Annotated in this window: 21 protein-coding genes; 9 read left to right on the forward strand and 12 right to left on the reverse strand. The window is 71.8% G+C overall.

Annotation, left to right across the window (positions count from 1 at the left end; translation table 11 throughout):
• Positions 1–167: 167 nt before the first annotated feature.
• From M8542_RS06340 to M8542_RS06350, 3 genes are all read left to right on the forward strand, one after another.
• Complete coding sequence (locus M8542_RS06340) at positions 168–1172, forward strand: LacI family DNA-binding transcriptional regulator (protein ID WP_257919053.1); 1005 nt, start codon at positions 168–170, stop codon at positions 1170–1172.
• An 87-nt stretch (positions 1173–1259) separates the two neighbouring features.
• Positions 1260–4094, forward strand: a complete 2835-nt coding sequence (locus M8542_RS06345; RefSeq protein ID WP_257919054.1) for a glycoside hydrolase family 2 TIM barrel-domain containing protein — start codon at positions 1260–1262, stop codon at positions 4092–4094.
• A 38-nt stretch (positions 4095–4132) separates the two neighbouring features.
• Complete coding sequence (locus M8542_RS06350) at positions 4133–4732, forward strand: hypothetical protein (protein ID WP_257919055.1); 600 nt, start codon at positions 4133–4135, stop codon at positions 4730–4732.
• Between the two features lie 19 nt (positions 4733–4751).
• Here the strand turns inward: M8542_RS06350 and M8542_RS06355 are convergent, their stop codons facing one another.
• Entirely contained in the window at positions 4752–5447 is a 696-nt protein-coding gene (locus M8542_RS06355) for a TetR family transcriptional regulator (protein WP_257919056.1), read from the reverse strand.
• 87 nt (positions 5448–5534) lie between these two features.
• On the opposite strand from M8542_RS06355, the gene M8542_RS06360 reads away from it, so the two are divergent.
• A complete protein-coding gene (locus tag M8542_RS06360) occupies positions 5535–6671 on the forward strand; it encodes an FAD-dependent monooxygenase (protein ID WP_257919057.1) in 1137 nt (378 codons plus the stop codon).
• 10 nt (positions 6672–6681) lie between these two features.
• On the opposite strand, the gene M8542_RS06365 is transcribed toward M8542_RS06360, so the two are convergent.
• On the reverse strand, positions 6682–7359 hold the full coding sequence (locus M8542_RS06365) for an NUDIX hydrolase (protein ID WP_257919058.1): 678 nt from the start codon (positions 7357–7359) through the stop codon (positions 6682–6684).
• Positions 7360–7435: 76 nt separating this feature from the next.
• On the opposite strand from M8542_RS06365, the gene M8542_RS06370 reads away from it, so the two are divergent.
• The 5 genes from M8542_RS06370 (at position 7436) to M8542_RS06390 (ending at position 11882) form a co-directional block, all read left to right on the forward strand.
• Positions 7436–8437, forward strand: a complete 1002-nt coding sequence (locus M8542_RS06370) for an SPFH domain-containing protein (RefSeq protein ID WP_257919059.1) — start codon at positions 7436–7438, stop codon at positions 8435–8437.
• Positions 8434–9303, forward strand: coding sequence for an NAD(+)/NADH kinase (locus M8542_RS06375; RefSeq protein ID WP_257919060.1), 870 nt, complete (start codon positions 8434–8436; stop codon positions 9301–9303). The genes M8542_RS06370 and M8542_RS06375 overlap by 4 nt, the downstream gene beginning before the upstream one ends.
• 89 nt (positions 9304–9392) lie before the next feature.
• A complete protein-coding gene (locus tag M8542_RS06380) occupies positions 9393–9695 on the forward strand; it encodes a DUF6403 family protein (RefSeq protein ID WP_257919061.1) in 303 nt (100 codons plus the stop codon).
• Positions 9688–11019 (forward strand): hypothetical protein, encoded by a 1332-nt coding sequence (locus M8542_RS06385; protein WP_257919062.1) that lies wholly within the window; start codon positions 9688–9690, stop codon positions 11017–11019. The genes M8542_RS06380 and M8542_RS06385 overlap by 8 nt, the downstream gene beginning before the upstream one ends.
• The gene (locus tag M8542_RS06390; protein ID WP_257919063.1) at positions 11016–11882 is read left to right on the forward strand and encodes a hypothetical protein; all 867 of its coding nucleotides are present in this window, start codon (positions 11016–11018) and stop codon (positions 11880–11882) included. Before M8542_RS06385 ends, M8542_RS06390 begins: the two co-directional genes overlap by 4 nt.
• Here the strand turns inward: M8542_RS06390 and M8542_RS06395 are convergent.
• The 10 genes from M8542_RS06395 to gcl all read right to left on the reverse strand — a co-directional run bounded on the left by M8542_RS06395 (position 11870) and on the right by gcl (position 24205).
• On the reverse strand, positions 11870–14092 hold the full coding sequence (locus tag M8542_RS06395; RefSeq protein WP_257919064.1) for a glycoside hydrolase family 15 protein: 2223 nt from the start codon (positions 14090–14092) through the stop codon (positions 11870–11872). The genes M8542_RS06390 and M8542_RS06395 overlap by 13 nt on opposite strands.
• 283 nt (positions 14093–14375) lie before the next feature.
• Positions 14376–15071 (reverse strand): TetR/AcrR family transcriptional regulator, encoded by a 696-nt coding sequence (locus tag M8542_RS06400; RefSeq protein ID WP_257919065.1) that lies wholly within the window; start codon positions 15069–15071, stop codon positions 14376–14378.
• A gap of 72 nt (positions 15072–15143) precedes the next feature.
• Complete coding sequence (locus M8542_RS06405; protein WP_257919066.1) at positions 15144–16250, reverse strand: glycerate kinase; 1107 nt, start codon at positions 16248–16250, stop codon at positions 15144–15146.
• Positions 16247–16624 carry an allophanate hydrolase-related protein gene (locus M8542_RS06410; protein WP_257919067.1) on the reverse strand — a complete coding sequence of 126 codons (378 nt, stop codon included), beginning with the start codon at positions 16622–16624 and terminating at the stop codon, positions 16247–16249. Before M8542_RS06410 ends, M8542_RS06405 begins: the two co-directional genes overlap by 4 nt.
• Positions 16625–16634: 10 nt before the next feature.
• On the reverse strand, positions 16635–18086 hold the full coding sequence (locus tag M8542_RS06415; RefSeq protein ID WP_257919068.1) for an NCS2 family permease: 1452 nt from the start codon (positions 18084–18086) through the stop codon (positions 16635–16637).
• 124 nt (positions 18087–18210) lie between these two features.
• Entirely contained in the window at positions 18211–18693 is a 483-nt protein-coding gene (locus M8542_RS06420; protein WP_257919069.1) for a nucleoside deaminase, read from the reverse strand.
• A gap of 1 nt (position 18694) precedes the next feature.
• Positions 18695–20986 (reverse strand): xanthine dehydrogenase subunit D, encoded by a 2292-nt coding sequence (gene pucD, locus M8542_RS06425; protein WP_257919070.1) that lies wholly within the window; start codon positions 20984–20986, stop codon positions 18695–18697.
• Complete coding sequence (locus tag M8542_RS06430) at positions 20983–21453, reverse strand: (2Fe-2S)-binding protein (RefSeq protein ID WP_257919071.1); 471 nt, start codon at positions 21451–21453, stop codon at positions 20983–20985. Before M8542_RS06430 ends, pucD begins: the two co-directional genes overlap by 4 nt.
• On the reverse strand, positions 21444–22322 hold the full coding sequence (locus tag M8542_RS06435) for an FAD binding domain-containing protein (protein ID WP_257919072.1): 879 nt from the start codon (positions 22320–22322) through the stop codon (positions 21444–21446). The genes M8542_RS06430 and M8542_RS06435 overlap by 10 nt, the downstream gene beginning before the upstream one ends.
• Positions 22323–22516: 194 nt before the next feature.
• Positions 22517–24205, reverse strand: coding sequence for a glyoxylate carboligase (gene gcl, locus M8542_RS06440; RefSeq protein ID WP_257919073.1), 1689 nt, complete (start codon positions 24203–24205; stop codon positions 22517–22519).

The following is a 24205-nucleotide window of genomic DNA, read 5'->3' on the forward strand; positions in this document are numbered from 1 at the left end:
CCCGGAAGGGTCGACACGCGTGCTCCCGGAGCCGACACGCGTGATCGAGGAGACGACACGGCGCGCCGAGCCGTGTCGACCCGCCGATCACGCGTGTCGACCCGCCACTCACGCGAGTCGACCCTTCCATCACGAGCCCGCCGGCCGCGGGCGGGCATACTCGACGGATGTCCTCGAGCACCGAACCCCGGCGTGTGACGATCCACGACGTCGCCCGCTCGGCCGGGGTGTCGCGGCAGACCGTGTCGCGGGCGCTGAACGACAAGGCCGAGATCGACGGCTCGACCAAGCAGCGCGTGCTCGACGCCGCCCGGGCGCTCGGCTACCGGCCGAGCCGGTTCGCCCGCGGCCTCGTCCGGCCGGACACCACCACCATCGGCCTCGTCGTGCCGGACCTGCTCAACCCGTTCTTCACCGAGGTCGCCGCCGGCGCGCTGGCGGCGGCCCGGTCCCGGGGCTGGCACGTCGTCGTCTACGACACCGCCGCCGACGCCGAGCAGGAGCTCACCACGCTCCGGGTGATCGGCGCCCAGGTCGACGCGGTCGTCGGCTACTTCGACCGGCCCGAGGCGGACATCGACCGGTTCACCGCCGGCATCCCCGTGGTGCTGATCGGCCGCGAACCACGCACCCCGCGGTTCAGCGGCATTTCCATCGACGGCGAGGACGGCGTCCGCGAGGCCGTCGCCCACCTCGTCTCGCGCGGGCACCGGCGGATCGGGATGCTCGACCACGACCACCGCCCCGGGCCGGGTGTCCGCCGCGAGTGGTTCCTGCGGGCGGTCGCCGAGCACGGCCTGGCCGTCGCGCCCGGGTGGATCACCGGCGCGGAACAGACCGTCGACGGCGGCGGCGCGGCGCTGGCCACCCTGCTCGCCGCGCACCCGGACGTCACCGCCGTGTTCGCCTTCAACGACGTCATCGCCATCGGCGCCCTGCGCGAGGCCCGCCGGTTCGGCCTGCGCGTGCCGGACGATCTCGCGGTGATCGGCTTCGACGGGCTGGCACTGGGCACGCTGGTCGAGCCCGAGCTCTCCAGCGTCGCGATCGACACCCGCGCGCTCGGCGCGCTCGCCGTCGAGCAAGCCGCCCGGCTCGTGACCGGGGCCGCGCCGCTCGAACCCGCCGAGCTGGTCGTCCGCGCCGCCCTCCACCTGCGCGAATCCGCCTGATCCCTTGACACCCCTGGCCGCCGCCGAGCACACTTCCGGACGTCCCGTGAACGTTCACGGGAGCGTTCACGGCCGTGGGAGGACTCCTTGTCGTACGTCGAAGACCCGGGCCCCGGCCACGGCTCGGTGCCCCCGCGCGCGGCCTTCCGCTCCGACGCCCCTTCGCTGTCGCTGAATGGCACCTGGCGGTTCCGGCTCTCCCCCGGCCTCGCCGCGGCGCCCGACCCCATCGACGTCGACGACACCGGGTGGGACGAGCTGCCGGTGCCCTCGCTCTGGCAGCTGCACGGCCACGGAAAGCCCGCGTACACGAACGTCCACTACCCGTTCCCGGTCGACCCGCCGCACGTGCCGTCGGAGAACCCGACCGGCGACCACCGGCGGCGGTTCGACCTGCCCGCGTCCTGGCCGGCCGGGTCCGCGCTGCTGCGCTTCGACGGCATCGACTCGTGCGGGCGGATCTGGCTCAACGGCACCGAGCTCGGCGTCACGAAAGGCAGCCGGCTGCCGTCGGAGTTCGAAGTCGGCCCGCTGCTGAAGCCGCGGGACAACCTTCTGGTCGTGCGCGTGCACCAGTGGTCGGCCGGCAGCTACCTCGAGGACCAGGACATGTGGTGGCTGTCCGGGATCTTCCGCGATGTGACGCTCCTGGCGCGCCCGGCGGGCGGGATCGGCGACTACTGGCTGCACGCGGACTACGACCACACCACCGGGCTCGGCACCCTGCGCGTCGACGCGGATCCGGACGTCGTGCTGGACATCCCGGCCCTGGGCGTCACGGGGCTTCCGGCCGGTGAGACGCGGGAGCTGCCGGTCGAGCCGTGGAGCGCGGAGACGCCTCGGCTGTACGAGGGCACACTGTCCACTGTGGCCGAACGCGTGCCGGTGCGGATCGGCTTCCGGACGGTGTCCATCGAGGACGGTCAGCTCAAGGTCAACGGCCGCCGCCTGCTGCTGCGCGGGGTGAACCGCCACGAGCACGACCCGCACACCGGCCGCGTCGTGTCGCGCGAGACCGCGCTGGCCGACGTGCTCCTGATGAAGCGGCACCACATCAACGCCGTCCGGACCAGCCACTACCCGCCGGACCCGGCGTTCCTGGAGCTGTGCGACGAGTACGGGCTCTGGGTCATCGACGAGTGCGACCTCGAGACCCACGGCTTCGGGCCGCTGGGCTGGGAGCGCAACCCGAGCTCCGAGCCGATGTGGGCCGAGGCCTACCTCGACCGCATGCGGCGCACGGTGGAGCGGGACAAGAACCGGCCCAGCGTCATCCTGTGGTCACTGGGCAACGAAAGCCACACCGGGGAGAACCTGGCCCGGATGGCGGAGTGGGCGCGCGAGCGCGACCCGTCCCGGCCGGTGCACTACGAAGGCGACTACGACTGCTCCTATGTGGACGTCCACAGCCGCATGTACGCCTCGCCCGAAGAGGTCGAGCGGATCGGCAAGCTCGAGGACGACAACGAGCGCCGCCGCGACCTGCCGTTCGTGCTGTGCGAGTACGCGCACGCGATGGGCAACGGGCCCGGCGGGCTGCTGGAGTACCGGGAGCTGTTCGAGCGGTACCCGAACTGCCAGGGCGGGTTCGTCTGGGAGTGGATCGACCACGGCCTCGCGGCGCCGGGGCACTTCGCCTACGGCGGCGACTTCGGCGAGCCGCTCCACGACGGCAACTTCGTCGTCGACGGGCTCGTCTTCCCGGACCGGACCCCGTCGCCGGGGCTGGTCGAGTTCGCGAAGATCATCGAGCCGGTCCGGATCGAGGCCGGCGCCTCGGGCCTGCGGGTGTCGAACCACTACGACTTCGTCTCGACCGAACACCTGACCTTCACGTGGGTGCTCGAGGACGAGGGAGTCGCCGTCGCCGAAGGTGTTCTCGATGTGCCGACCCTCCATTCCGGACAGAGCGGCTCTGTTCCGCTGCCCGCGTTGCCCCCGACCGGCGGCGAGTCGTGGCTGACGATCTCGGCCTCGCTCGCTTCGGCGACGTCGTGGGCGCCCGCCGGGCACGTCGTCGGCTGGGGCCAGCTGCCGGTCTCGCCGGCGGCCACCCGGAGTCCCGCGCCCTCGCGCGGGCCGGTGTTCCGCACCGCGGATCGGCTGCTGCTCGGCGCCGGCGAGTTCGACCCGGCGACGGGCACACTGACCACGCTCGGCGGGCACGCCGTGCGCGGGCCGCGGCTGGACGTCTGGCGCGCGACCACCGACAACGACCGCGGTTCGTCACCCGGCGAGTCCGATGCCTCGCAGTGGCTCGCGGCGGGCCTGCACCGGATGCAGCACCGGGTGATCGAGGTGAACGCCGACGGCGACGAGCTGCTGGTGCGCACCCGGGTGGCGCCGGCGGCACAGCCGTTCGGCCTGTTCGCGGACTACACCTGGACGGCGTTCGACGACGGCCTGCGGCTGCGCGTCGAGGTGACGCCGGACGGCTACGCGGGCACGCTCCCCCGCCTCGGCCTGACGATGGCGGTCCCGGCGGCGTTCGGCTCGGTGGAGTGGTTCGGCGCCGGCCCCGGCGAGGCTTACCCGGACAGCCGCCAGGCGGTGCGCGTCGGCCGCTTCTCCAGCAGTGTCGACGGCCTGCAGACGCCGTACGTGTTCCCGCAGGAGAACGGCAACCGCACGGCGGTCCGCTGGGCGCGCCTGACGGCTCCGGACGGCGCCGGTCTCCAGCTCGACGGCGACCCGGCGTTCGACTTCACGGCCCGCCGCTGGGACGCGGCCGCGCTGGAGGCCGCGCGGCACACCGACGACCTCGTCTCCGGCGACCTGGTGCACGTGACGCTCGACGTCGCCCAGCACGGCCTCGGCTCGGCGGCGTGCGGGCCCGGGGTGCTGCCGCGGTACCGGCTCTTCGCGCGGAAGACGTCCTTCACGCTCCGGTTCCGGCCCCTGGCGGGTGGTGTCGCAAATTGAGACCGGCGGGGCGCGCCGGATGCGGTGTCGTAGAGGGCATGGCCCCCTCCACGACGACGCCGTCGAGTGCCCGCCTGCTCACCACGCCCGGCGCGCTCGGCCTGGGCGACCTCGTCGCGATCTTCGACGACCTGCAGTTCACGCTCAAGTGCTGTGAACGGCTGGTCGCGGAGCTCTCGCGGCCGCGGCTCGACGCCGTGCTGATCGAGGCGCTGTGGGTGTCCGCGCTGAACTCCTACGCGCGGTGCTTCCGCGCCGGGGACCGCGGCCTGGGCCTGACCGTCGAGGACGTCAAGGCCACCGGTGTGCCGGGTGAGGTCGCCGAGTGGCACGAGCTGCTCGGCCGGATCCGCGACTTCTCGATCGACGGGCCGGTCAACCCGCGCGAGAGCTACTCGGTGGGCGTCTCACAAACCCCGGACGGCGAGGCTTCCGGTGTGGTCATCACGTCGGCGCCGCGGCCGCTCGTGGACGACGTCACGGTCCGCCAGACCGGGCGGCTGGCCTTCGAGCTGAGCCGGCTGGTCGACGAGCGGATCAAGGCACACCAGGAGAAGGTGTTCGAGGCGGCGGCGCGGCTGAGCCCGAAGCAGCTCGGCGCGCTGCCCACCATCGAGGTCAGCGCCGAGTCTCAATAAGTCTCATTAATGTGTCTCATTATTCGACGCCCGGCAGGTGCCGGTAGATCGTCGCGCGGGAGACGCCGAGCGCGGTCGCGATGTCGGAGGGCGCGTGCCCGGCCTCGTAGAGACGCTGGGCCGCCTCGATCGTCTCGGGGCTCATCACCGTCGGCCTGCCGCGACGCCCGCGGGACTTGACCTCGGGTTCCGGGCCCCCGAACAGCCGGTCGACGCCGTCGAGGACCGCGGCACGCAGCTCGTCGGCCGGGGCGTCGGCGAACAACACCACCGGGTCGCTGAGCATCGCGATCGCCTGTGCCGCGCGGACCCGGCCGGCCAGGTCCGCGTCCGGGCCCGCGACCAGGACGTTCGCCTTCAGCATGCTGTCGCGGAACCGCGTGAAGACCGTCGTGGACGCGGTCAGCCCGAGGTCGCGCAGGTTCATCCGGAGCAGGTACCGGTGGCCGAGCCAGACGTCGACGAGCCCTTCGATCGCCGCCATGCGCGGGTCGGGCGCCTCCGCGGCCTTGGCCATCGTCGCTTCGAGGTCGTCGAGCAGGGGTTCGGCCAACGCCGTCACGATGTCGGCCTTGCCGGGGAAGTGGTACAGCACCGCGGTCTTGGTCACGCCGACGCGCTCGGCCAGCTCCCGGATCGACGTCGCGTGGAAGCCGCGTTCCGAGAACTCCTCCAGCGCCGCGTCGAGGATCTTGGCGCGGGTGTCGTCCGTCATCCCCCGAGCCTAGCGGCTTGCCTGACCGATGGACAGGAGCGTACGGTCGACACTGACCGATGGTCAGGACCTTGATGGGGGTACACGATGACCGAGCAGACCGTACTGATTTCCGGCGCCGGGGTCGCCGGGCCGACGCTGGCCTATTGGCTGGCCCGCGCGGGCTTCCGGCCGACCGTGGTCGAACGCGCCGCCGGGCTGCGCTCGAGCGGCAGCCCGGTGGACGTGCGCGGGCCGGCCGCACGCGTCGCGGAGCGGATGGGCATCACCGGGAAGCTGCGCGAAGCGAGCACTGACGCCACGTCGCTGACGTTCGTCGACGACGCCGGGCGGCGCACCGGCCACGTCCCGATGGGCGCGCTCGGCAGCAGCGAAGACATCGAACTGCCCCGCACCGACCTCGCGGCGATCCTGCACGAGGCGGCGCGCGAGGACGCGGAGTTCGTCTTCCACGACTCGATCACCGAGCTGCACGAGGACGCCGGCGGTGTCGACGTCACCTTCGAGCGGGGCGCGCCCCGCCGGTTCGACGTCGTGATCGGCGCGGACGGCCTGCATTCGGCGGTGCGGCGGCTGGCGTTCGGGCCGGAGCACGGGTTCGTCGAGCACATGGGCGTGTACATCGCGACACTGCCGCTGACCTCACCGCCGGCCGATCCGGCGTCGATCGTCATGTACAACTCGCCGGGGCGTGCGGTCGCCGTCCACCCGTCACGCGGCCGCGGGATCGCGGCGTTCATGTTCCGCGCCGACGCGGTCCCGGGGTTCGACCACCGCGATGGCGCCCTGCACAAGCGCATGCTGGCGGCGGCGTACGCCGGGGCGGGCTGGCGGGTGCCGGAGCTGCTGGCGCGGGTGCGGGAGGCCGACGACCTGTACCTGGACTCGGTGAGCCGGGTCCGGCTGGACCGCTGGTCGACGAACCGGATCGTGCTGGCGGGCGACGCGGCGTCGTGCGTGTCCCTCTTCGGCGACGGGTCGACCCTGGCGATGGCGGGGGCGTTCACGCTGGCCGAAGAGCTGGGCCGCACCCCGGCGGACGTTCCGTCGGCGTTCGCCCGCTACGAGGAGGCGCACCGGAAGCTGGTGGAACCGAAGCAGCGCAACGTCTCGACGGCGGCGGCTCTGCTGATCCCGGCCACCCGCGCCGGTTTGGCGGCCCGCAACTTCGGTACGCGCCTGCTGCCACTGGTGTCGGCGGCCCGCCGGCTGGTGCCGGCCTGACCGAGCGCCGTCAGGCTCGGAGCATCGGCGGGTACAGCAGCTCCGCCTTCCCGCGCCGGTACAGCTGGGCCGGCCGGCCGCCGTCGCGGGTCGTCGTGCGGCCGGTCGGCTCCAGCAGCCCCTCCGCTCCGGTCACCTTGCGGTGGAAGTTGCGCGGATCCAAGCGCGTGTCCCACACCAGCTCGTACACCCGCCGCAGCTCCGCGACCGTGAACTCCGGCGCGCAGAACGCCGTTCCCAGCGGCGAGTACTCCAGCTTCGCGCGGGCCCGCTCCAGGCCGTCGGCGAGGATCCGGTCGTGGTCGAACGCCAGCCGCTCCGCCGACAGCGACCGCACCGGCGCCCAGCGGGCCTCCGCGGCGTCGGTGCCGGCCAGCGGTGCCGGCAGGTCCGGCGCCAACGCCAGGTACGCCACCGTCACCACCCGCATCCGCGGGTCCCGGTCCGGGGCGCCGTAGCCCGCCAGCTGTTCGATGTGGACGGTCCCCGGCGCCAGGCCCGTCTCCTCGGCCAGCTCCCGCCGCGCCGCGTCCGACAGGTCCTCGTCCTGCCGGACGAACCCGCCCGGCAGCGCCCACTCCCCCTCGTAAGGCTCGACGCCGCGACGCACCACCAGCGCGCACAGCTCCTCCCCGGTCAGGGTGAGCACGACGAGATCCACGGTGACGGCGAACGGCGGGTGCCCCATGCCACGACTCTAATCGTCACCTTGACGATTAGCCAGCGGGCCGCATATCGTCACAACGACGATAAGAGGAGGGCTCATGGCCGACATCGACCGCCGCTTCGGGTTCCGGCACCTGCGGGGCGCACCCACCGTGCACATCCGCCACTACCGCCGCGGCAAGCTCGCGCACGACGGCGTCGGGCTGTCGTTCTGGTACCGGCCGCTCACCGCGGTCGTCTCGGAAGTCCCGGTCGACGACCGCGAGCTGCCGCTGCTGTTCCACGCACGCACCGCCGACTTCCAGGACGTCACCGTCCAGCTCGCGCTCACCTTCCGGATCCAGGACCCGGCGCTGGCCGCCCAGCGGATCGACTTCTCCATCGACCCGGACACCGGACGCTGGAGAAGCGACCCCCTGGCCCAGATCAGCGGGCTGCTCACCGAGAACGTCCAGCAGTACGCCGTCGAGGTCCTGACCCGCATCGACCTCGCCACCGCGCTGGTCGACGGCGTGAGCGCGGTCCGAGACCGGATCCGCGCCGGCCTCGCCGAGGAGGACACCCGGCTCGCGCAGACCGGCTCGGCCGTCCTCGACGTCCGCGTCGTCGCCATCCGGGCCGAGCCGGAGGTCGAGAAGGCCCTGCAGACGACCGCGCGCGAGAAGGTCCAGCAGGAGGCCGACCGGGCGACCTACGAACGGCGCGCGCTCGCCGTCGAGCGCGAGCGCGCCATCAGCGAAAACGAGCTGCAGAACCAGATCGAGCTCGCCCGCCGGGAAGAGCAGCTGCTCGCCCAGCGCGGCGCGAACGCCCGGCGCCAGGCCGAGGAAGCCGCGGCGGCGAACCGGATCGAGACCGAGGCGCAGGCCTCGCGCCAGGAACGCCTGACGCTCGTCGAAGCCGACGGCAAGCGAGCGCTCGGCGAGGCGGAAGCCGCCGGGGAGGCCGCGCGGCTGGCGGCCTACCGCGACCTGCCCGAAGGCGTGCTCACCGGCCTGGCGCTGAAGGAGCTGGCCGGCAACCTGCCGCAGATCGACAGCCTCACAGTGACGCCGGACCTGCTCGCCCCGCTGCTGACGAAGCTGGGCGTGCGGTCGTGAGCCTCGCCCCGCGCGTCGTGCTCGTCCACCGGCGCACCGAGCTCGACGAGCTCCTCGCCCGCCACGGCACCCGCGGCCAGGCGGAGTTCTTCCTGCGCACGCGCGGGCGCGACCTCACCGAGGTCGCCGAGGCGGACGCCGCCGTGCGCGCGGCGCTCGCCACGGCGTCGGCGGCGATCCCGCTCGACTGGCGCCGGGGCGAGGTCGAACGGGGCGATCTCGACCGGTTCCTGTTCACCCCGGAGGACGTCGTCGTGGTGGTCGGCCAGGACGGCCTGATCGCCAACGTGGCCAAGTACCTCGACGGCCAGCCGGTGATCGGCGTGACGCCCGGCGCGCCCGGCGTCCTCGTCAAGCACCCGGCGGCCGCCGTCGCGGACCTGGTCCGGTCCACTCGGGACGTCGAGCACCGGACGATGGCCGAGCTCACCGCCGACGACGGCCAGCGGCTGCTCGCGCTCAACGAGATCTACCTGGGCCACGCCGGACACCAGACGGCCCGCTACCGGCTGGGGGTCGGTGGCGGGCGCCCGGAACGCCAGGCGTCGTCGGGGATCCTGGTCGGCACCGGCACCGGCGCCACCGGCTGGTGCGGGTCGGTGTGGCGGGAACGCCACAGCGGCCTGCGGCTGCCGGCGCCCGGCGAGGCCCGGCTGGTCTGGTTCGTGCGCGAGGCGTGGCCGTCGCCGCTGACCGGCACCGAACACACCGAGGGTGAGCTGACGAGGACGCCGCTGACCGTCGAGGTCGAATCCGACCGGCTGGTCGCGTTCGGCGACGGCCTCGAGACCGACACCGTCGCGCTCACCCGCGGCCAGACCGCGACGTTCGTCCCGGCCGCGAAGACTGTCCACTTGGTCCGGTGACCGGCCGGGACACAATGCGGCAACGTTGTCACATTCACGAACACCCGCGGTCACAATGATCTCCTCGCCGAAGATCGAAGGTGGCCGGGATGACGTGGGTGGTGTGGGTGCTCGCCGCGGTGGTGATCGCCGTCGCCGGGTTCGGGGCGGTCGCCGTGCCCCGGTGGCGGGAGCGCGACGAGCGCCGGCGGATCGCCTGGTCGGCCGCGCGGGCGGCGATCGACAGCGCCGCGGTCAGCCGCGACGCGGCGGCCGCGCACCTGCCCGAAGCCGAACAGTCGCTGACCCGGGCGGAGACCATCGCGGCCGCCCACGGCGGTGTGCGCGCGGCCAAGGCCGCCGAGGAGCACGCCCGCCGCGCCGACGCGCTCTGGCAGGCCGCCCGTGACTAGGCGGTGGCCGGAGGCGCTCCGGTGGACCCTGCTCGCGGTGGCCGTCGCGGTGCTGGTGACGTTCCTGCTGGTGCAGAAGCAGAGCACCGACGTCAGCTACGGGCAGGCGCCGCCCGCGGCCGACCCGATCCCGGAAGGCTCGGCCGGCGAGCTCAGCGGCGCGACCGTCCCCTCGGCCGAGCAGCTCTCGGCGATGGTCAAGGACTCCCCCGTCGTCCGGCTCCCGGGCGCGATCGCGACCTGGGACCAGAAGGTCGTCGACGCGGCGGCGGGCAGCGGGGGCGTCCGGATCATCGCGGCGCCACCCGGACTGCCCAAGGACCTCCGCGACCGGGTGCGCGACGTCGGCGACACGACGGTCCGCGTCCTCGGCACCGAAGTCAGCGGCGGGATCTACTCGGTCTCCCCCGACCGCGCGGCCGAGTGGATCCGCCAGTTCGCCACCGGCGACGTCACCGAGCCGCTGGCCACCCTGGTCTCGCACCTGAACCACCAGCCGGAGGCGCAGGACGGGCCGCCGCTCGCGCGTCGCGACCCGACGGCGGACGAACTGGCGACCGTGCGCACAGCGCTCCGGAGCACCGGCCGGTACTTCGCGCCCGGGACGACCGTGAAGGACGTGCCGGCGACGACGGCCGCGTTCTCCGGCGCCCAGCCGCTGTACGTCGTGCTGCCGCAGCAACCGGCCGGTGGGCCGATGGTCCACTTCGGACCGGCGCTGGCCCGGGAGTTCCCCGGCCGCCCGGTCGTCGCGGTGTACGGCTCGTGGGTCGAATACGACGGACCGTCGGCCGCGGAGTTCGCCGACGTGGCGACCGCCAGCTTCTACGGCCAGTTCGGCGACCGGCTCAGCCAGTACGCCTACCCGCAGGGCAACGTCCTGAACGCCTGGCTGAACCGGGTCACGGCCATCCGGTACGCCGGGTTGTTCGACCGCCCGCTGCCCTACACGCCGTTCGACCCGCTGCGCGTCGCGCTGCCCGCGCTGCCGTGGCTGTTCGCCGCCTGCGCCGCCGGGTTCCTCGTCCTGTCGGCCCGCCAGGTGCGGCGGCCCGCGCGAGCAGTCCGGACACCCGCGCGGCTGGCGGGTCTCACCGCGCTCGCCGTGGAGGTCTCCGGGCTCACCGACGGCGTGTCGGCCGCGTCGCTCACCCGCGGGATCACCCAGCTGACGGCCGCACGGGAAGCGTTCGACGACCGGTTGCCGGACAAGCACGTCCAAGAGCTGCTCGACCGGGCGGAGTCCGAATTGGACACGACGGCGGAGCTGCTGGGCCGCGCCGACTACCGGCCGGCCGCGTTCTTGCGGGGGAGGCTGGTGTGAAGCGGTTCTTCGGCAGCGCGTTCGGCGTCGCGGTGCTCGGCTGCCTGGTGCTGGCGGGCTGGGCGGTGTGGTCGGCGGGGGTCTTCGACGCACCCGTCGCCCAGCAGCTGCGGACGTCGTCGGTGTACGCCGCGCCCGGCGTCGCGATCGACCAGGCCGCGGCGGAACGCGTGATCGGCAACCGGCGGCTCGTTGTCGCCTTCCTCGAGCCGGGCGCGGACCTGAGCGACGCCTGCGACAGCCTGACCGGCGCGACCGACGGCACGCTGGGCCTGCTGCTCAGCCGCGACGGCGACGACTACCAGAAGTACGGCTGTTCCCGGTTACCCGGGTACGACGACGAGAACTTCGGCAAGGCCTACGTCGCGGAGTCGATGATCGGCAACGGCCTCGACGGGTTCACCGACCGCCCGGTGGACGCGCTCAAGGTCGCAGTCGTCAACTACGACCTGCTGGTGCGCTCGGGCGCGATCCCCGACGGCGGCCGCACAGTCAGCCCGTCGCTGCCCCGGTACCTCATCGCCGCGGCCGCCGTGCTCGTGGTCCTCCTGGGCTCGGCCGGGCTGTACCTGGCCGCGCGCCGGACCGCCCGGGTGGCGCTCGACCGCCGCGAGCGCCGCGACGCGGAGGCGGACGAGCGGGCGGAGCTGGCGGCGGTCGCCGCGGTGCTGGCCCAGCAGATCATCGACCTGGACCGGCGGTTCGCGCGGGAGAAGGGCAAGACCAAGTTCACGCGCGGCTACCGGCACCTGGTGTCGGACTACGCGAGCCTGCTGCCCCAGCTCGACGGCGAACCGCCGCAACTGCGCGCCCGGGCCGACGAGCTGCTGGCCCGGGCGCGGAAGCTGGCTCAGGTGCCGTAGCGGGACTTCACGATCGACGGCGTGTCGAGGTTGTGGCCCGCGTCCATGCTCTGTGCGAGCCGCAGGTACTGGCCTTCGGCCCACATCAGCGGTCCCGCGCTGCCCGTCGGGCGGCCGAGGCCGAAGCAGCCGACGTCGGCGCGGTCCCAGACCTGCTCGGGGACGAAGTACCCGTCGTTGGCCGAGTCCGCCATCGACTTCAGGTACACCGCGCCCGACCGGCCGTTCGCGAGCTCGTACTGGCCCCGCTCCCCCGACAGCACCGGCCACAGCCGCCCGAAGCGCTGACTGCCGTTCGCCGGCCAGCCGGTGCAGTTCGCGGTGCTTTCGCCGTAGTTGTCGTGCGGGTAGCGGTGGAAGTAGACGTCGCCGTTGGGCAGGGTCACCTGCATCGCCGAGTTGCCGTCGGACGCGGCGGCCGTCGGCGCGACCGAGTTCGCGATCGTCGGGTCGTTCGCCGGGCGGATGCCGAGGCGGACCAGGTCGAGGAAGCCGAAGTCGGTGACGTCGTGTTCGTAGAAGCAGCCTTCGTCGAAGCAGATCGTCGCAGTGTCGTTCGGGTTTCCGGCGCGGTCGAGGCGTTCGTAGTAGGTGTGACCACCCCAGTAGCCGGACGTCGTGACCGTCCAGCCGGCCAGGGAGTTGCGCCAGGAGTCCGCTGTGGACTCCCAGGTCGTCGCGCTCGCCGGGTCGCCGTTGGCGCGGGCGATCGCTCCGGCCGCGATCAGGCCGGCGATCTCCGCCGCCACCGATGACGGGGACTTGCCGTACTGCTCCTCCCAGCGTTCCGTCGTGTCCGGGCCGGTTGTCACGATGTGGTTCGCTGTCGTCTTGACCTTGGCGTAGGTCGAGGCGTCGGTCAGGCCGGTCAGCCAGGCCAGGAGGATCGCGTCGGCGTCCTGGTCCAGTTGTTCGCAGCAGCCCAGCTGCTGGGCGGTCGCCCCGGTGACACCGGAAACCGGGCTGTAGCGGGGGAACGAGCCCGCCGGGTACGTCGTGCCGTCGCCCGCTGTCGGGCTGCCGATCCATTGGGAGTTCCAGAGGAACTGGGCCATGCGCTTCGCCTGGGCGCTGTCTCCGGCCGCCAGGAGGCCGGTGGCCTGCTGGTAGAGGTCGCGGCCCCAGACTCGGTGGTAGCCGTCGTTGAGGTGGTCGCCGTTCGTGAAGTCGCCCCATGGTGTCGACAGGCTCGCGACGCTCGCGCCCGGGTGTTGCTTGTCCTCGGCCGTCTTGAGCGCCATCGCTGCCACGTAGTAGGCGCGGCGGCGTTGCGTGTCTCCCGAGACGCTTGCCGGGGCGGGTTTCAGGCTGCCCACGTAGGCGTTCCAGCCGCTGCGGTAGTTCGTTGACAGTGTGGTGAAGCCGGTGCTCAGTGACCCGGTGGCGTTCGACGTCGCTGCCGCGGTCGTCGCGCCGTAGCCGAGGGCCGCGGTGAACGTCGTGTCCGTGCCGACCGGGATCTGTCCGCATTGGACCACGTTGCCCGTGCCCGCGATGTTGTCGAACTGGTTGTTCAACGTCTTGTCCGCGCGGAGGTCGCTCAAGCAGTCGCTGGCCGCTCCGCTGTAGCCGTTGTCGTGTGCGGTGAAGCCGGTTGAGACTCGCAGTGCCGACACCACTGTTGTGGCCGTGCCGCCGAAGAGCGTCTCGGTGCCGCTGGCGACGAGGCCGGTTCCGTCCCACCAGGCGTTGTCGTTCGCGCCGCCGCCCGCCATGGACGGGTTGGCCAGGAGGTACAGCTTGTAGCTGCCGCCGTCGAGGGACTGGAAGCGGGTGTTCGTGACCAGTGTCGCTCGGGCCGGGTCGGTGACGTAGTTCGTCGTGATCCGGTACTTGCCGCTCTTCGCCGTGTTCGTGACCGTGTACTGCAGGGCCTTCTCGTCCGGCATCGTGACCGCGTGGTTCGTCGCGTCGCGTTCCAGGTCCACGAAGGTCGTTCCGTCGGTGATCACGTACTGCATGTCCTGCATGTTCGGGATGTCCGCTCGGGGGTAGAAGACCTCCGATGTGATGCCGTTCGCCAGGGTGAACCACACTGGGCTTGTTGTCGTCGTCGACGTTCCCAGGCCCGACTTGTTGCCCGTTGCCCAGGATGCTCCGCTGCCGCAGCAGTCCGTTGCCGTGCCCGTTGCCTGGGCTGTTCCCGGGAGTGCGGCGGCTAGGAGGATTCCTGCTCCTGTGCAGGCCAGGACGGCTTTCCACCTGATCATCTCGGGCCTCCGGCGGCTTTGTTGTTGGTCGCAACATATTGGGCCCTTGCTTGGTGTCAGGCAATGTCCGATCGGACTTTATCGATTCAGCCCTCATGCTGTCGGCTCTTTGGTTCCGGCACCCCGAAGTCTGATTGTGACTACGGCCGGCAGCACCGCGTCAAGGCGGGAAAGCGTGCCTTGACCCGGCGTTGCCGGCCGTGTTCTGGCTTCGGATCGGGGTTGCGGGGAGGTCTGGGTTTCCCTGGGGTCGGGTTGTCTTTGAGCCAGACCTTTTCTTGCCTTATGCGTTCGCTATGCGGTCCAGCCACTCCGCCAGCAAGACTCGCTCCGCCTTCGTCAGTGTCGTTGCGCCGTCCAGTCCTGCTCTTAGTGCGATCGCTCGCTCTGGGAGGTTCGAGCCTGCCTGCTCCGGCTCTCCCGTCAGGATTCGGCTCATTACCGTCTCCCTTGCCGTTGCCGAAAGCTCCGGGTCTCGTTCCGCCTCCGGGGCTGCGATCAGGGCCAGCACTACGCCCATTCCCGTGGCGTGGACCAGTTTTGCCGCGCGGTCCACGCTCACTCGCAGCCGGCCCGCCTCCGCTACGCGCTCCACGATGCTTCGCAGCATCGACTCCGCTTCCCTTGCCGCTGGTGACGTGCGGCCCGGGCGGGCGTCGCCGTACATCAGCACGTAGAACTCCGGCTTCGACAAGCCGAACTCCATGTGCAGGTCCCAGCCGCGGCGCAGGTCCTCCACCGCGTCACCCGTCGAGCCCAACGCTCGCTTGCTCGTCAGGTACTCGTCGAAGCCATACGCCGCCACCGCGTCCAGCAAGCCGTCCTTGTCGCCGAACAGCCGGTACAGCGCCGGGGGCTGGACGCCCGCCGCCGCGCTCACCGCTCGGGTCGACAGACCGTCGCGGCCCTCTGCCGCCAGCAGTGCCGCCGCCGCTTCGAGGATTCGCTCGCGGGTGTCCGTCGCCGTCTTCGTCGCCATGGTTCCGATGGTAACAAAACCTCGGTAGCGTCTGTTCGACCTGTGTCGAGCTGACCGACGGCCCCGGCCGGATCAGCTCGACAGCGAGAAGTGGTCGATCGCCACGCGGTGGGCCAGGCGACGTAACAACGGGGCCGCGTCCGCCATGCAGCGGGCCGGGTCGGGTTCCAGGTCCGTCAGCGCGTACGCCGCCGAGATGCCCGCCGCGGCCAGGTCCACTGAGGACAGCTGACAGCGCCCGGCCACCGCGACGCAGGGGATGCCCTTGGCCGCCGCGGCCCGGGCGACACCCGCCGGGGCCTTGCCGGACAACGTCTGCCGGTCCAGGGAACCCTCGCCGGTCACCACCAGCGCCGCCCCGGCCAGGGCCGCGTCGAACCCGAGCAGGTCGAGCAGCAGCTCGATGCCCGGGCGCATCCGGGCGCCCAGCGCCGCCATCGCGGCGAAACCCACTCCCCCGGCCGCGCCGGCGCCCGGACGCTCGGCGAAACGTGGCCCGACGTGCGCCGCCCAGTGCCGCAACGCGGCGTCGAGCGTCTCGACGTCGTCCGGGGACGCACCCTTTTGCGGGCCGTAGACGACCGCCGCCCCGCGCAGCCCGTACAGCGGGTTGTCCACGTCGCTCGCCAGCTCGAAGTCCACTCCGGACACGTCCAAACCGGACAGGTCGAGCGTGGTGAGCCGGGCCAGCGCCGCGCCGCCGAACGGGAGCTCCCGGCCGGCGTCGTCGAGGAGGCGGGCGCCCAGTGCGGTCAGCAGTCCCGCGCCGCCGTCGGTGCAGGCGCTGCCACCCACGCCGAGGACGATCCGGCGGCAGCCCGCGCGGATCGCCGCCGCGATCACGTCGCCGGTCCCCACGCTGGTCGCGTCCAGCGGTGCGGGTGCGCCCGGCAGCCGGTGCAACCCGGACGCCTCGGCCAGTTCGACGACCGCGGTGTCGCCGCGCACCGCGTAGCAGGCCGTCACCAGGGCGCCGGTCGGGCCCCGCGCCGGGACCCGCACGCGCTGGAACCCGGCGGCGACGGCGGCGTCGACCGTGCCGTCGCCGCCGTCGGCCACCGGAAGCGTCTCGACGTCGAGCTCGGGGTGGACGTCGGCGAGGCCGGTGGCCACCGCCGACGCCACCTCGGCCGCGGTCAGCGACCCCTTGAACTTGTCCGGCGCGACCAAGACCCTCACACGGCCGCCTTGTACGCCCGCCAGTCGCCGATTTCCGTGATGTCCCGGAGGGCGACGTGCGAGGTGTACGGGCGGCGCAACAGCATGGCGAACGCCGAGCTGCCGTCCGCCAGCTCCACCACACCCAGCTCGAGCTCGTGCGGCTCCGAAGGGAGAACCTTGTCCCGCAGGTCGTCCAGTGAGACGTCGTACACCTCGCCGACCACCGCCGCGCCGCCGTGCGACACCGGGTACAGCGCCGGGCACTGCTCGCCGACGGCGTAGAACCGGTACTTCGGCGCGGTCTCCGCGGTCGTGACGAACGGCGAGCCGGCCAGGAGGTGGTGCAGTGGCTCGCCGCGCATGGCGCCGCCGTTGAAGAACATCAGGGTCACCAGGATCTCCTTAGCGGAAGAGGGCTTCGACGCCGTCCACGGCGAAGTACACCGCGAACACCAGCGCCAGCAGGGAAAGCAGCCAACCGGCCTCACGCCACTTGCCGCGGCCGATCTTGATCAGCACGAACGCGATCAGGCCCGCGCCGACGCCGTTGGTGATCGAGTAGGTGAACGGGATCAGCGCCGCGGTCAGGAACACCGGGATCGTGTAGTCCGGGTCGTGCCACGGGATGTGCCGGCACTGGGCGACCATCATGCCGCCGATGACCACCAGCGCGGGCGCCGCGGCCTGCGCCGGCACGACCCCGGCGAGCGGGGTGAACAGCAGCGTCCCGGCGAACAGCAGACCGGTGACGACACTCGCGAGCCCCGTCCGGGCGCCCTCGCCGACGCCGGCCGCGGACTCCAGGAACACCGTGTTCGGCGACGACCCGGTGACACCGCCCGCGATCGCGCCCGCGCCGTCGACCAGCAGGATCCGGCCCATCCGGGGCACCTTGCCGTTCTTCGACAGCCCGGCCTCGTCGGACACGCTGGTGATGGTGCCCATCGCGTCGAAGAAGCCGGACAGCACCAGCGTGAACAGGAACACCGTCGCCGCGAGCGCCCCCGCCGACGCGAAGCCGCCGAACAGGTCGATGTGGCCGAAGAGCCCGAAGTCGGGAGCGGCGACGACGTGGTCGGGCAGGGCCGGCGTAGTGAGGCCCCAGCCGCCGACGCCGAACGCCTGGTGCAGCACCACGGCGAACACGGTGGCGACCCCGATGCTGATCAGCACCGCGCCCGGGACCTTCCGGGCCATCAGCACGATCATCAGCAGCAGGCCGAAGCAGAACACCACGATCGGCCAGCCGTGCAGGTGCCCGCTCGCCCCGAGGCGCACCGGGACCGTGGTCTGCGCCGAGTCCGGCATCCGGGTCACGAACCCGGCGCTGACCAGCCCGACCAGGGCGATGTAGAGCCCGATCCCGACGGTGATCGCCATCTTGAGCGGTCGTGGGATGGCGTTCATGATCCGTTCGCGCACCCCGCTGACCGCCATCAGCACGATGCAGACACCTTCGAGCACGACCAGCCCGAACGCCTGCGCCCAGGTCATCGACGGCGCCATCTGAAAGGCGACGATGCCGTTGATGCCGAGCCCGGCGGCCAGCGCGAGGGGCGCGTTGCCGACGACGCCCATCAGGATGGTCATCACCGCCGCGGCCAGCGCGGTCGCCGTGGTCACCTGCGCCGCGGACAGCCGGGCGCCGGTGATGTCGGCGGAGGCGCCGAGGATGAGCGGGTTGAGCAGCACGATGTAGGCCATCGCGACGAACGTCGTGACACCGCCGCGGACTTCGCGGCCGATCGTGGACTGCCGGGCGCGCAGCTCGAACAGCTTGTCGAGCAGGGATCGGCGCTGGGGTGGTTCGGGTACTTCGTCGAGGTCGGGCTCGTGGATTTCTACCTGGGTCATGCGTCCTGCCCTTGCCGGTGGGTGTGCTCGGCCAGGCCGAGGCACAGCGCCGTGCCTGGGCGAGCGGGACGTTCGGTTCGGTTGTGCTCCGGTCAGCTGGCCTTGTGGGTCAGAAGTCGGCGGGTCAGTAGTCGGTGCGGTCGGCCTTGTCGAGCCAAGCCGCGAAGGGGGCGAAACCGTCCTTCGTGGACAGTCGCGTCACGGGTACCGTCCACGTTTCGCGCGGACGGTCGAAGAGTTCGTAGAAGACGCGGTCGTCGAAGCCGGCCTTGGCCGCGTCGTCGCGGTCGGCGGCGAAGAGGACCTTGTCCACGCGCGCCCACAGCGCCGAGGACAGGCACATCGGGCACGGCTCGCAGCTGGAGACGAGCACGCAGCCGTCGAGCTTGAACGTGCCGAGCGCCTGACAGGCCGCGCGGATCGCGACGACTTCGGCGTGCGCGGTCGGGTCGAGGTTCGCGGTGACGCGGTTGACACCGGTCGCGACGACCTCGCCGTCCTTCACTACCAGCGCGCCGAACGGGCCGCCGCCGTTGGCGACGTTCGTCTCCGCGATGCGGATGGCTTCGTCGAGCCAGTCCTGCTCGACGGAAATCGACGTGGTCATCTCAGACTCCAGTGATGTGCTCGGGGCGGATCGGGACGCGCGGCAGCTCGAGGCCGGTGGCCGCGCGGATGGCGTTGGCGATCGCGGGCGTCGCCGAGATCGTGGGTGGCTCGCCGACGCCGCGGACGCCGTAGGGGGCGTGCGGGTCCGGCCGCTCGATGACGTCGACGCGCATCGGGGGCATGTCGAGGATGGTCGGGATGAGGTAGTCGGTGAACGACGGGTTCCGCACCTTGCCGTCCTTGACCAGGATCTCCTCCATGACGGCGAGGCCGAGGCCCTGGGCCGAGCCGCCCTGGATCTGGGCGACGACGGCGTCGGGGTTCATCGCCTTGCCGACGTCCTGGGCGCAGTCGAGCTGGACGACCTTGACCAGGCCGAGGTCCAGGTCGACGTCGACCACGGCCCGGTGCGCGGAGAAGCCGTACTGGACGTGGGCGTCACCCTGCCCGGTCTCGGGGTCCAGCGGGTAGGTCGGGCGGTGGTGGAACTCGCGGGTCTCCTCGATCGCGGTGTCGCCGAGCAGGTCCGCCAGGTCCGCGACGACTTCGCCGTCGGCCGCGACGACCTTGCCGCCGACCAGGGACATGCCTTCGGCAGGCCGCCCGAGCCGGGCGTAGACGGCCTCGGCGACCGCGCGACACGCGTTGCGGACCGCGCCACCGGTGACATAGGTCTGGCGTGACGCCGAGCTGGAGCCGGCGTCGCCGACACTCGTGTCGGCCGGGTGCACGCTGACCCGCGTCAGGCCCAGCTCGGTGCGGGCGATCTGCTGCTGCAGCGTCACCAGGCCCTGGCCGACCTCGGCCGCGGCGGTGTGCACCATCGCCACCGCCTCGCCGCCGAGCACCTCCAGGCGGACGCGGGCGGTCGAGTAGTCGTCGAGACCTTCGGCGTAGGAGATGTTCTTGATGGTCACGCCGTAGCCGACCCCGCGAACGACGCCTTCGCCGTGGGTGGTGTTGGACGCGCCGCCGGGCAGCTCGCGGATGTCGCGTTCACCGGTGGGCTCGGGCGGCAGCGGCAGGTCGCGGACCCGCTGCACCAGCTCGGCCACGGGCGCCGGGAAGTCGACCACCTGGCCGGTGACCACAGTGGACCCTTCGCTCAGCGCGTTGCGGATCCGCAGCTCGGCCGGGTCCATGCCCAGCGCGGCCGCCAGCTTGTCCATTTGGGACTCGTAGGCGTAGGTCGGCTGGACCGCGCCGAGCCCGCGCATCGCACCGCAGGTCGGGTTGTTCGTGTAGACGCCCCAGCCTTCGATGTGCGCATTCGGGACGTCGTACGGGCCGACGCTGAGCGTGGTGCCGTTGCCGACCACGACCGGGGTTTTCGACGCGTACGCGCCGCCGTCGAAGTACATCCGCGCCTTGACGTAGACGATCTTGCCCTCGCGGGTGGCGCCGTGCTCGTAGTACATCTTCGCCGGGTGCCGGTGGACGTGCCCGAAGAACGACTCCAGGCGGTTGTAGCTCATCTTGACCGGGCGGCCGGTGCGCAGGGCCAGCATGCACGAGTGGATCTGCATGGACAGGTCCTCGCGGCCGCCGAACGCGCCGCCGACGCCGGACAGCGTCAGCCGCACCTTCTCCAGCGGCAGGCCGAGGGCCCTCGCCGTCTGGCGCTGGTCGACGTGCAGCCACTGTGTCGCGAGGTAGAGGTCGACGCCGCCGTCTTCGGCCGGCACCGCGAGCCCCGATTCGGGCCCGAGGAACGCCTGGTCCTGCATGCCCAGTTCGTAGACGCCGGACACGACGACGTCCGCGGTCGCCGCCGGGTCGCCCTTGACGATCCGCTGGTGCCGGACCAGGTTCCCGTCCGGGTGCAGCTTGGGCAGCGAGTCGTCGTGCGCGGCCCGCTCGGGGTCGGTGATCGGCTCGAGGACGTCGTACTCGACGACGATCTCCTTGAGCGCCTGCCGCGCGATCTCCGGGTGGTCGGCCGCCAGGATGGCGACCGGCTCACCCTGGTAGCGGACCAGGTCCGCGGCCAGGGCCGGGGTGTCCTGGTACTTGAGGCCGTAGACGTTCTCCCCGGGCACGTCCTCGTGGGTGAGGACCGCGTGCACACCCGGCTGGGCCAGCGCGCGGGAGACGTCGAGGCGGACGATCCGGGCGTGCGGGTGCGGGCTGCGCAGCGTGGCACCCCACAGCATGTCCTCGTGCCACAGGTCCGAGGAGTAGGCGAACTCGCCACGCACCTTGAGCGTCCCGTCCGGGCGCAGTGGGCTCTCGCCGATACCGCCGGCGATCGTGTCGTGCAGCTCCTGGGGAGACCGGGCCGGCGCGCTCATCGGACCGCCTTCTTCGCGGCCGCGTCACGGACCGCGTCGAGGATCTTCTCGTAGCCGGTGCACCGGCAGAGGTTCCCGGCGAGCGCCTCGCGGATCTCGACGTCACTCGGGTCCGGGACGCGCTCGATCAGGTCGTGCGCGGCAACCAGCAAGCCGGGTGTGCAGAACCCGCACTGGACGGCGCCGCGCTCGACGAACGACTCCTGCACCGGGTCGAGGTCGTCGCCCTCGGCCAGGCCCTCGACGGTGACGACGTCACGGCCTTCGGCCTGCCCGGCCGCGACCAGGCACGCACAGGCCGGGACGCCGTCGAGGTAGACCGTGCACGACCCGCATTCGCCCTGCTCACAGGCGTTCTTCGAGCCCGGCAGGCCGAGCCGCTCACGCAGCACGTAGAGCAGGCTCTCGCCTTCCCAGACGTTGTCCGCCCGGCGGTGCTCGCCGTTGACGGTGACGTTCACGCGCACTTCGCGCTCCCTCCGAGTCGGGCACAGTAGTCGGTCCAGGCCCAGGTCAGCGTCCGGCGTGCCATCACACCCAAGGCGTGGCGCCGGTAGGCCGCACTCCCCCGGACGTCGTCGATCGGCGACGCGGCCGCCGCGACCAGGTCACCGAAGCGGCGCTTGACCGAGTCGTTCAGCGCCTTCGGGGCGTCCCAGTCCAGCTCGCCGGCCAGGAACTCCTCGGCGTCGAGGGCCCGGCGCGGGGTGGGCGCGGCCGAGCCGACACCGGTGCCGACGCGGCGCTCCTCCGGGTGCAACGCGAGGCCGAACGCGGCGACCGCGATGACCATGGCGTTGCGCGTGCCGATCTTGCTGAACTGCTGGGGCCCGGTGGCCGGTCGCAGCAGCACCGCGGTGATCAGCTCGTCCTCGGCCAGGACGTTGCGCTTGACCCCGACGTAGAAATCCTTCGCCGCGACGATCCGGGTGCCGCGGACCGAGGCGATTTCGACCTCCGCGTCCGCGGCCAAGAGCGCCGGGTGGGAATCGCCCGCAGGCGAAGCCGCGCCCAAATTGCCCCCCACCGAACCGCGATTGCGGATCTGCGGGGACCCCACGGTCCGCGCGGCCATCGCGAGGCCGGGCAGCCGCGTGCCAAGTTCGGCGATGATCCGGGTGTAGGGCACGGCCGCGCCGATCCGGATCCGGCCGTCGTCGGCGCCGTGCTCGTGGAGCTCGGCGACGCGGCCGAGGTCGAGCAGGGACTCCGGACGGCGGTGGTCGAAGTTGAGCTCGACCATCACGTCCGTGCCGCCGGCGATGGGGACCGCACCGGGGTTCGCGGCACGCGCGGCGAGCGCGTCGGCCAGCGAGGCGGGTCGGAGGAATTCCACTGTGGACGTCCTTTCGGGGCTGCTTCGTGAAGAAGTACACACGCTCGGGTGTGGCCGGGACCACGGCAAAACCCCTGAAAGGCGGGTGAATTTACGGCCCGCGTTTGTACTTTCCGACAACAGCTTGATCCAGGGCGTGGAAAGGCCGCCGTGCGAGGTCAGGGGCTCGCACGGCGGCCGTGGTCACGCGGGCGTTACGCCGGTTCGAACTCCTTGACCGCGTCGAGCGCGGCGCCCATCGCGGCGTTGCCTTCACGTTCGATCATGATCTCGACCAGGACCGGGCGGCTGGTGCGCTCGGCCTCCTTGCGGGCCCACTCCAGCGAAGACCGGATCTCGCCGGGCTCGAGCACACGGGTGCCCGAACAGCCGTAGGCCTCCATGATCTTGACGTTGTCCGTGCCGTTCGAGTCGTAGTGGATGTCGACCTCGAAGTTCATGTCGTACCCGGTTTCGGCCTGGCGGATCAGGCCGAGGTACTCGTTGTTGAGCATGATCAGCACGAACCCGACGTCGTACTGCGCGGCGACCGCCAGTTCCTCGACGAGGAACTGGAACGAGTAGTCCCCGACCACACCGACGACTTCCGCGTCCGGCTTCGCCTTCTTGACGCCGATCGCGGCGGGGATCTCCCAGCCGAGCGGGCCGGCCTGGCCGCAGACCTGGTAGTGGCGCGGCTTGTGCGCCTTCTGGAACTGACCCGACCAGATTTGGTAGAGCCCGATCGCGGTGACGAAGTAGGTGTCCTCGCCGAAGGTTTCGTTGATCTCCTTGAACACCCGCGGCGCCTTGATCGGCAGGGTGTCGAAGTCCTCGCGGCGGGGAAGCGCTTCCTTCAGCTCCGCGATCCGGCCGACCCATTCGCGCCTCGGCTCCGGCGACCGCTTCTCCAACGCAGCCAAAAGCGCGTCGAGGAACTCCCGCGTGTCCGACACGATCCCGAGATCGGGCCCGAACACCTTGCCCAGCTGGGTGGGTTCGATGTCGACGTGGATGAACTTCCGGTCACCGCGGTACACCGACAGCTCGCCGGTGTGCCGGTCACCGAAGCGGGCACCCAGCGCCAGCACCAGGTCCGACTCCAGGAAAGCCGCGTTGGCCCAGCGCTGCGACGTCTGGATGCCGGCCATCCCGGCGAACAGCTCGTGGTTCTCGGGGAAGCTTCCCTTGCCCATCAGCGTCACCTGGACCGGGACGTCGAGGCGCTCGGCCACGGCGCGCAGCTGTTCGCTCGCCTCGCCGAGAACGACACCACCGCCGGCCAGGATCAGCGGGCGTTCCGCGGCCAGGAGCATGTCCAGTGCGCGCTCGACCCGCGCGGACGCGGGCTTGACGGCGGTCACCGGCAGCGGCGAGTCGATCGAGGAGTCCCACTCGATGTCCTGCTTCTGGACGTCGATCGGCAGGTCGATGAGCACCGGGCCCGGGCGGCCGGACCGGGCGATCCGGAACGCCTCGCGGAAGATCCACGGCAGCTGCGCGGCCTCCTTGACCTGCACCGCCCACTTCGTGACCGGCTTGGCGATCTCGACGATGTCGACGGCCTGGAACGCCTCGGTGTGCAGCTTGTTCGACGCGGCCTGGCCGGTGATGCAGATCATCGGGATCGAGTCCGCGTGCGCGGTGTAGAGCCCGGTGATCATGTTCGTCCCGGCCGGGCCGGACGTGCCGATGGCCACGCCGACATTGCCGTTCGTCCTGGCCCAGCCGTCGGCCATGTGCGTCGCGCCCTCTTCGTGGCGGACGATCAGGTGCTGGATCGCCCGGCCTTGCAGGGCGTTATACAGCGGGAGGATCGCGGCGCCGGGGCAGCCGAAGACGGTGTCGACGCCTTCGCTCTCCAGGACGTCGACGACGGCTTGCATGGCGGGGATCCGGGGCAT

The sequence above is a fragment of the Amycolatopsis iheyensis genome (genome assembly GCF_024703995.1).
In the GTDB taxonomy this organism is placed as follows: domain Bacteria; phylum Actinomycetota; class Actinomycetes; order Mycobacteriales; family Pseudonocardiaceae; genus Amycolatopsis; species Amycolatopsis iheyensis.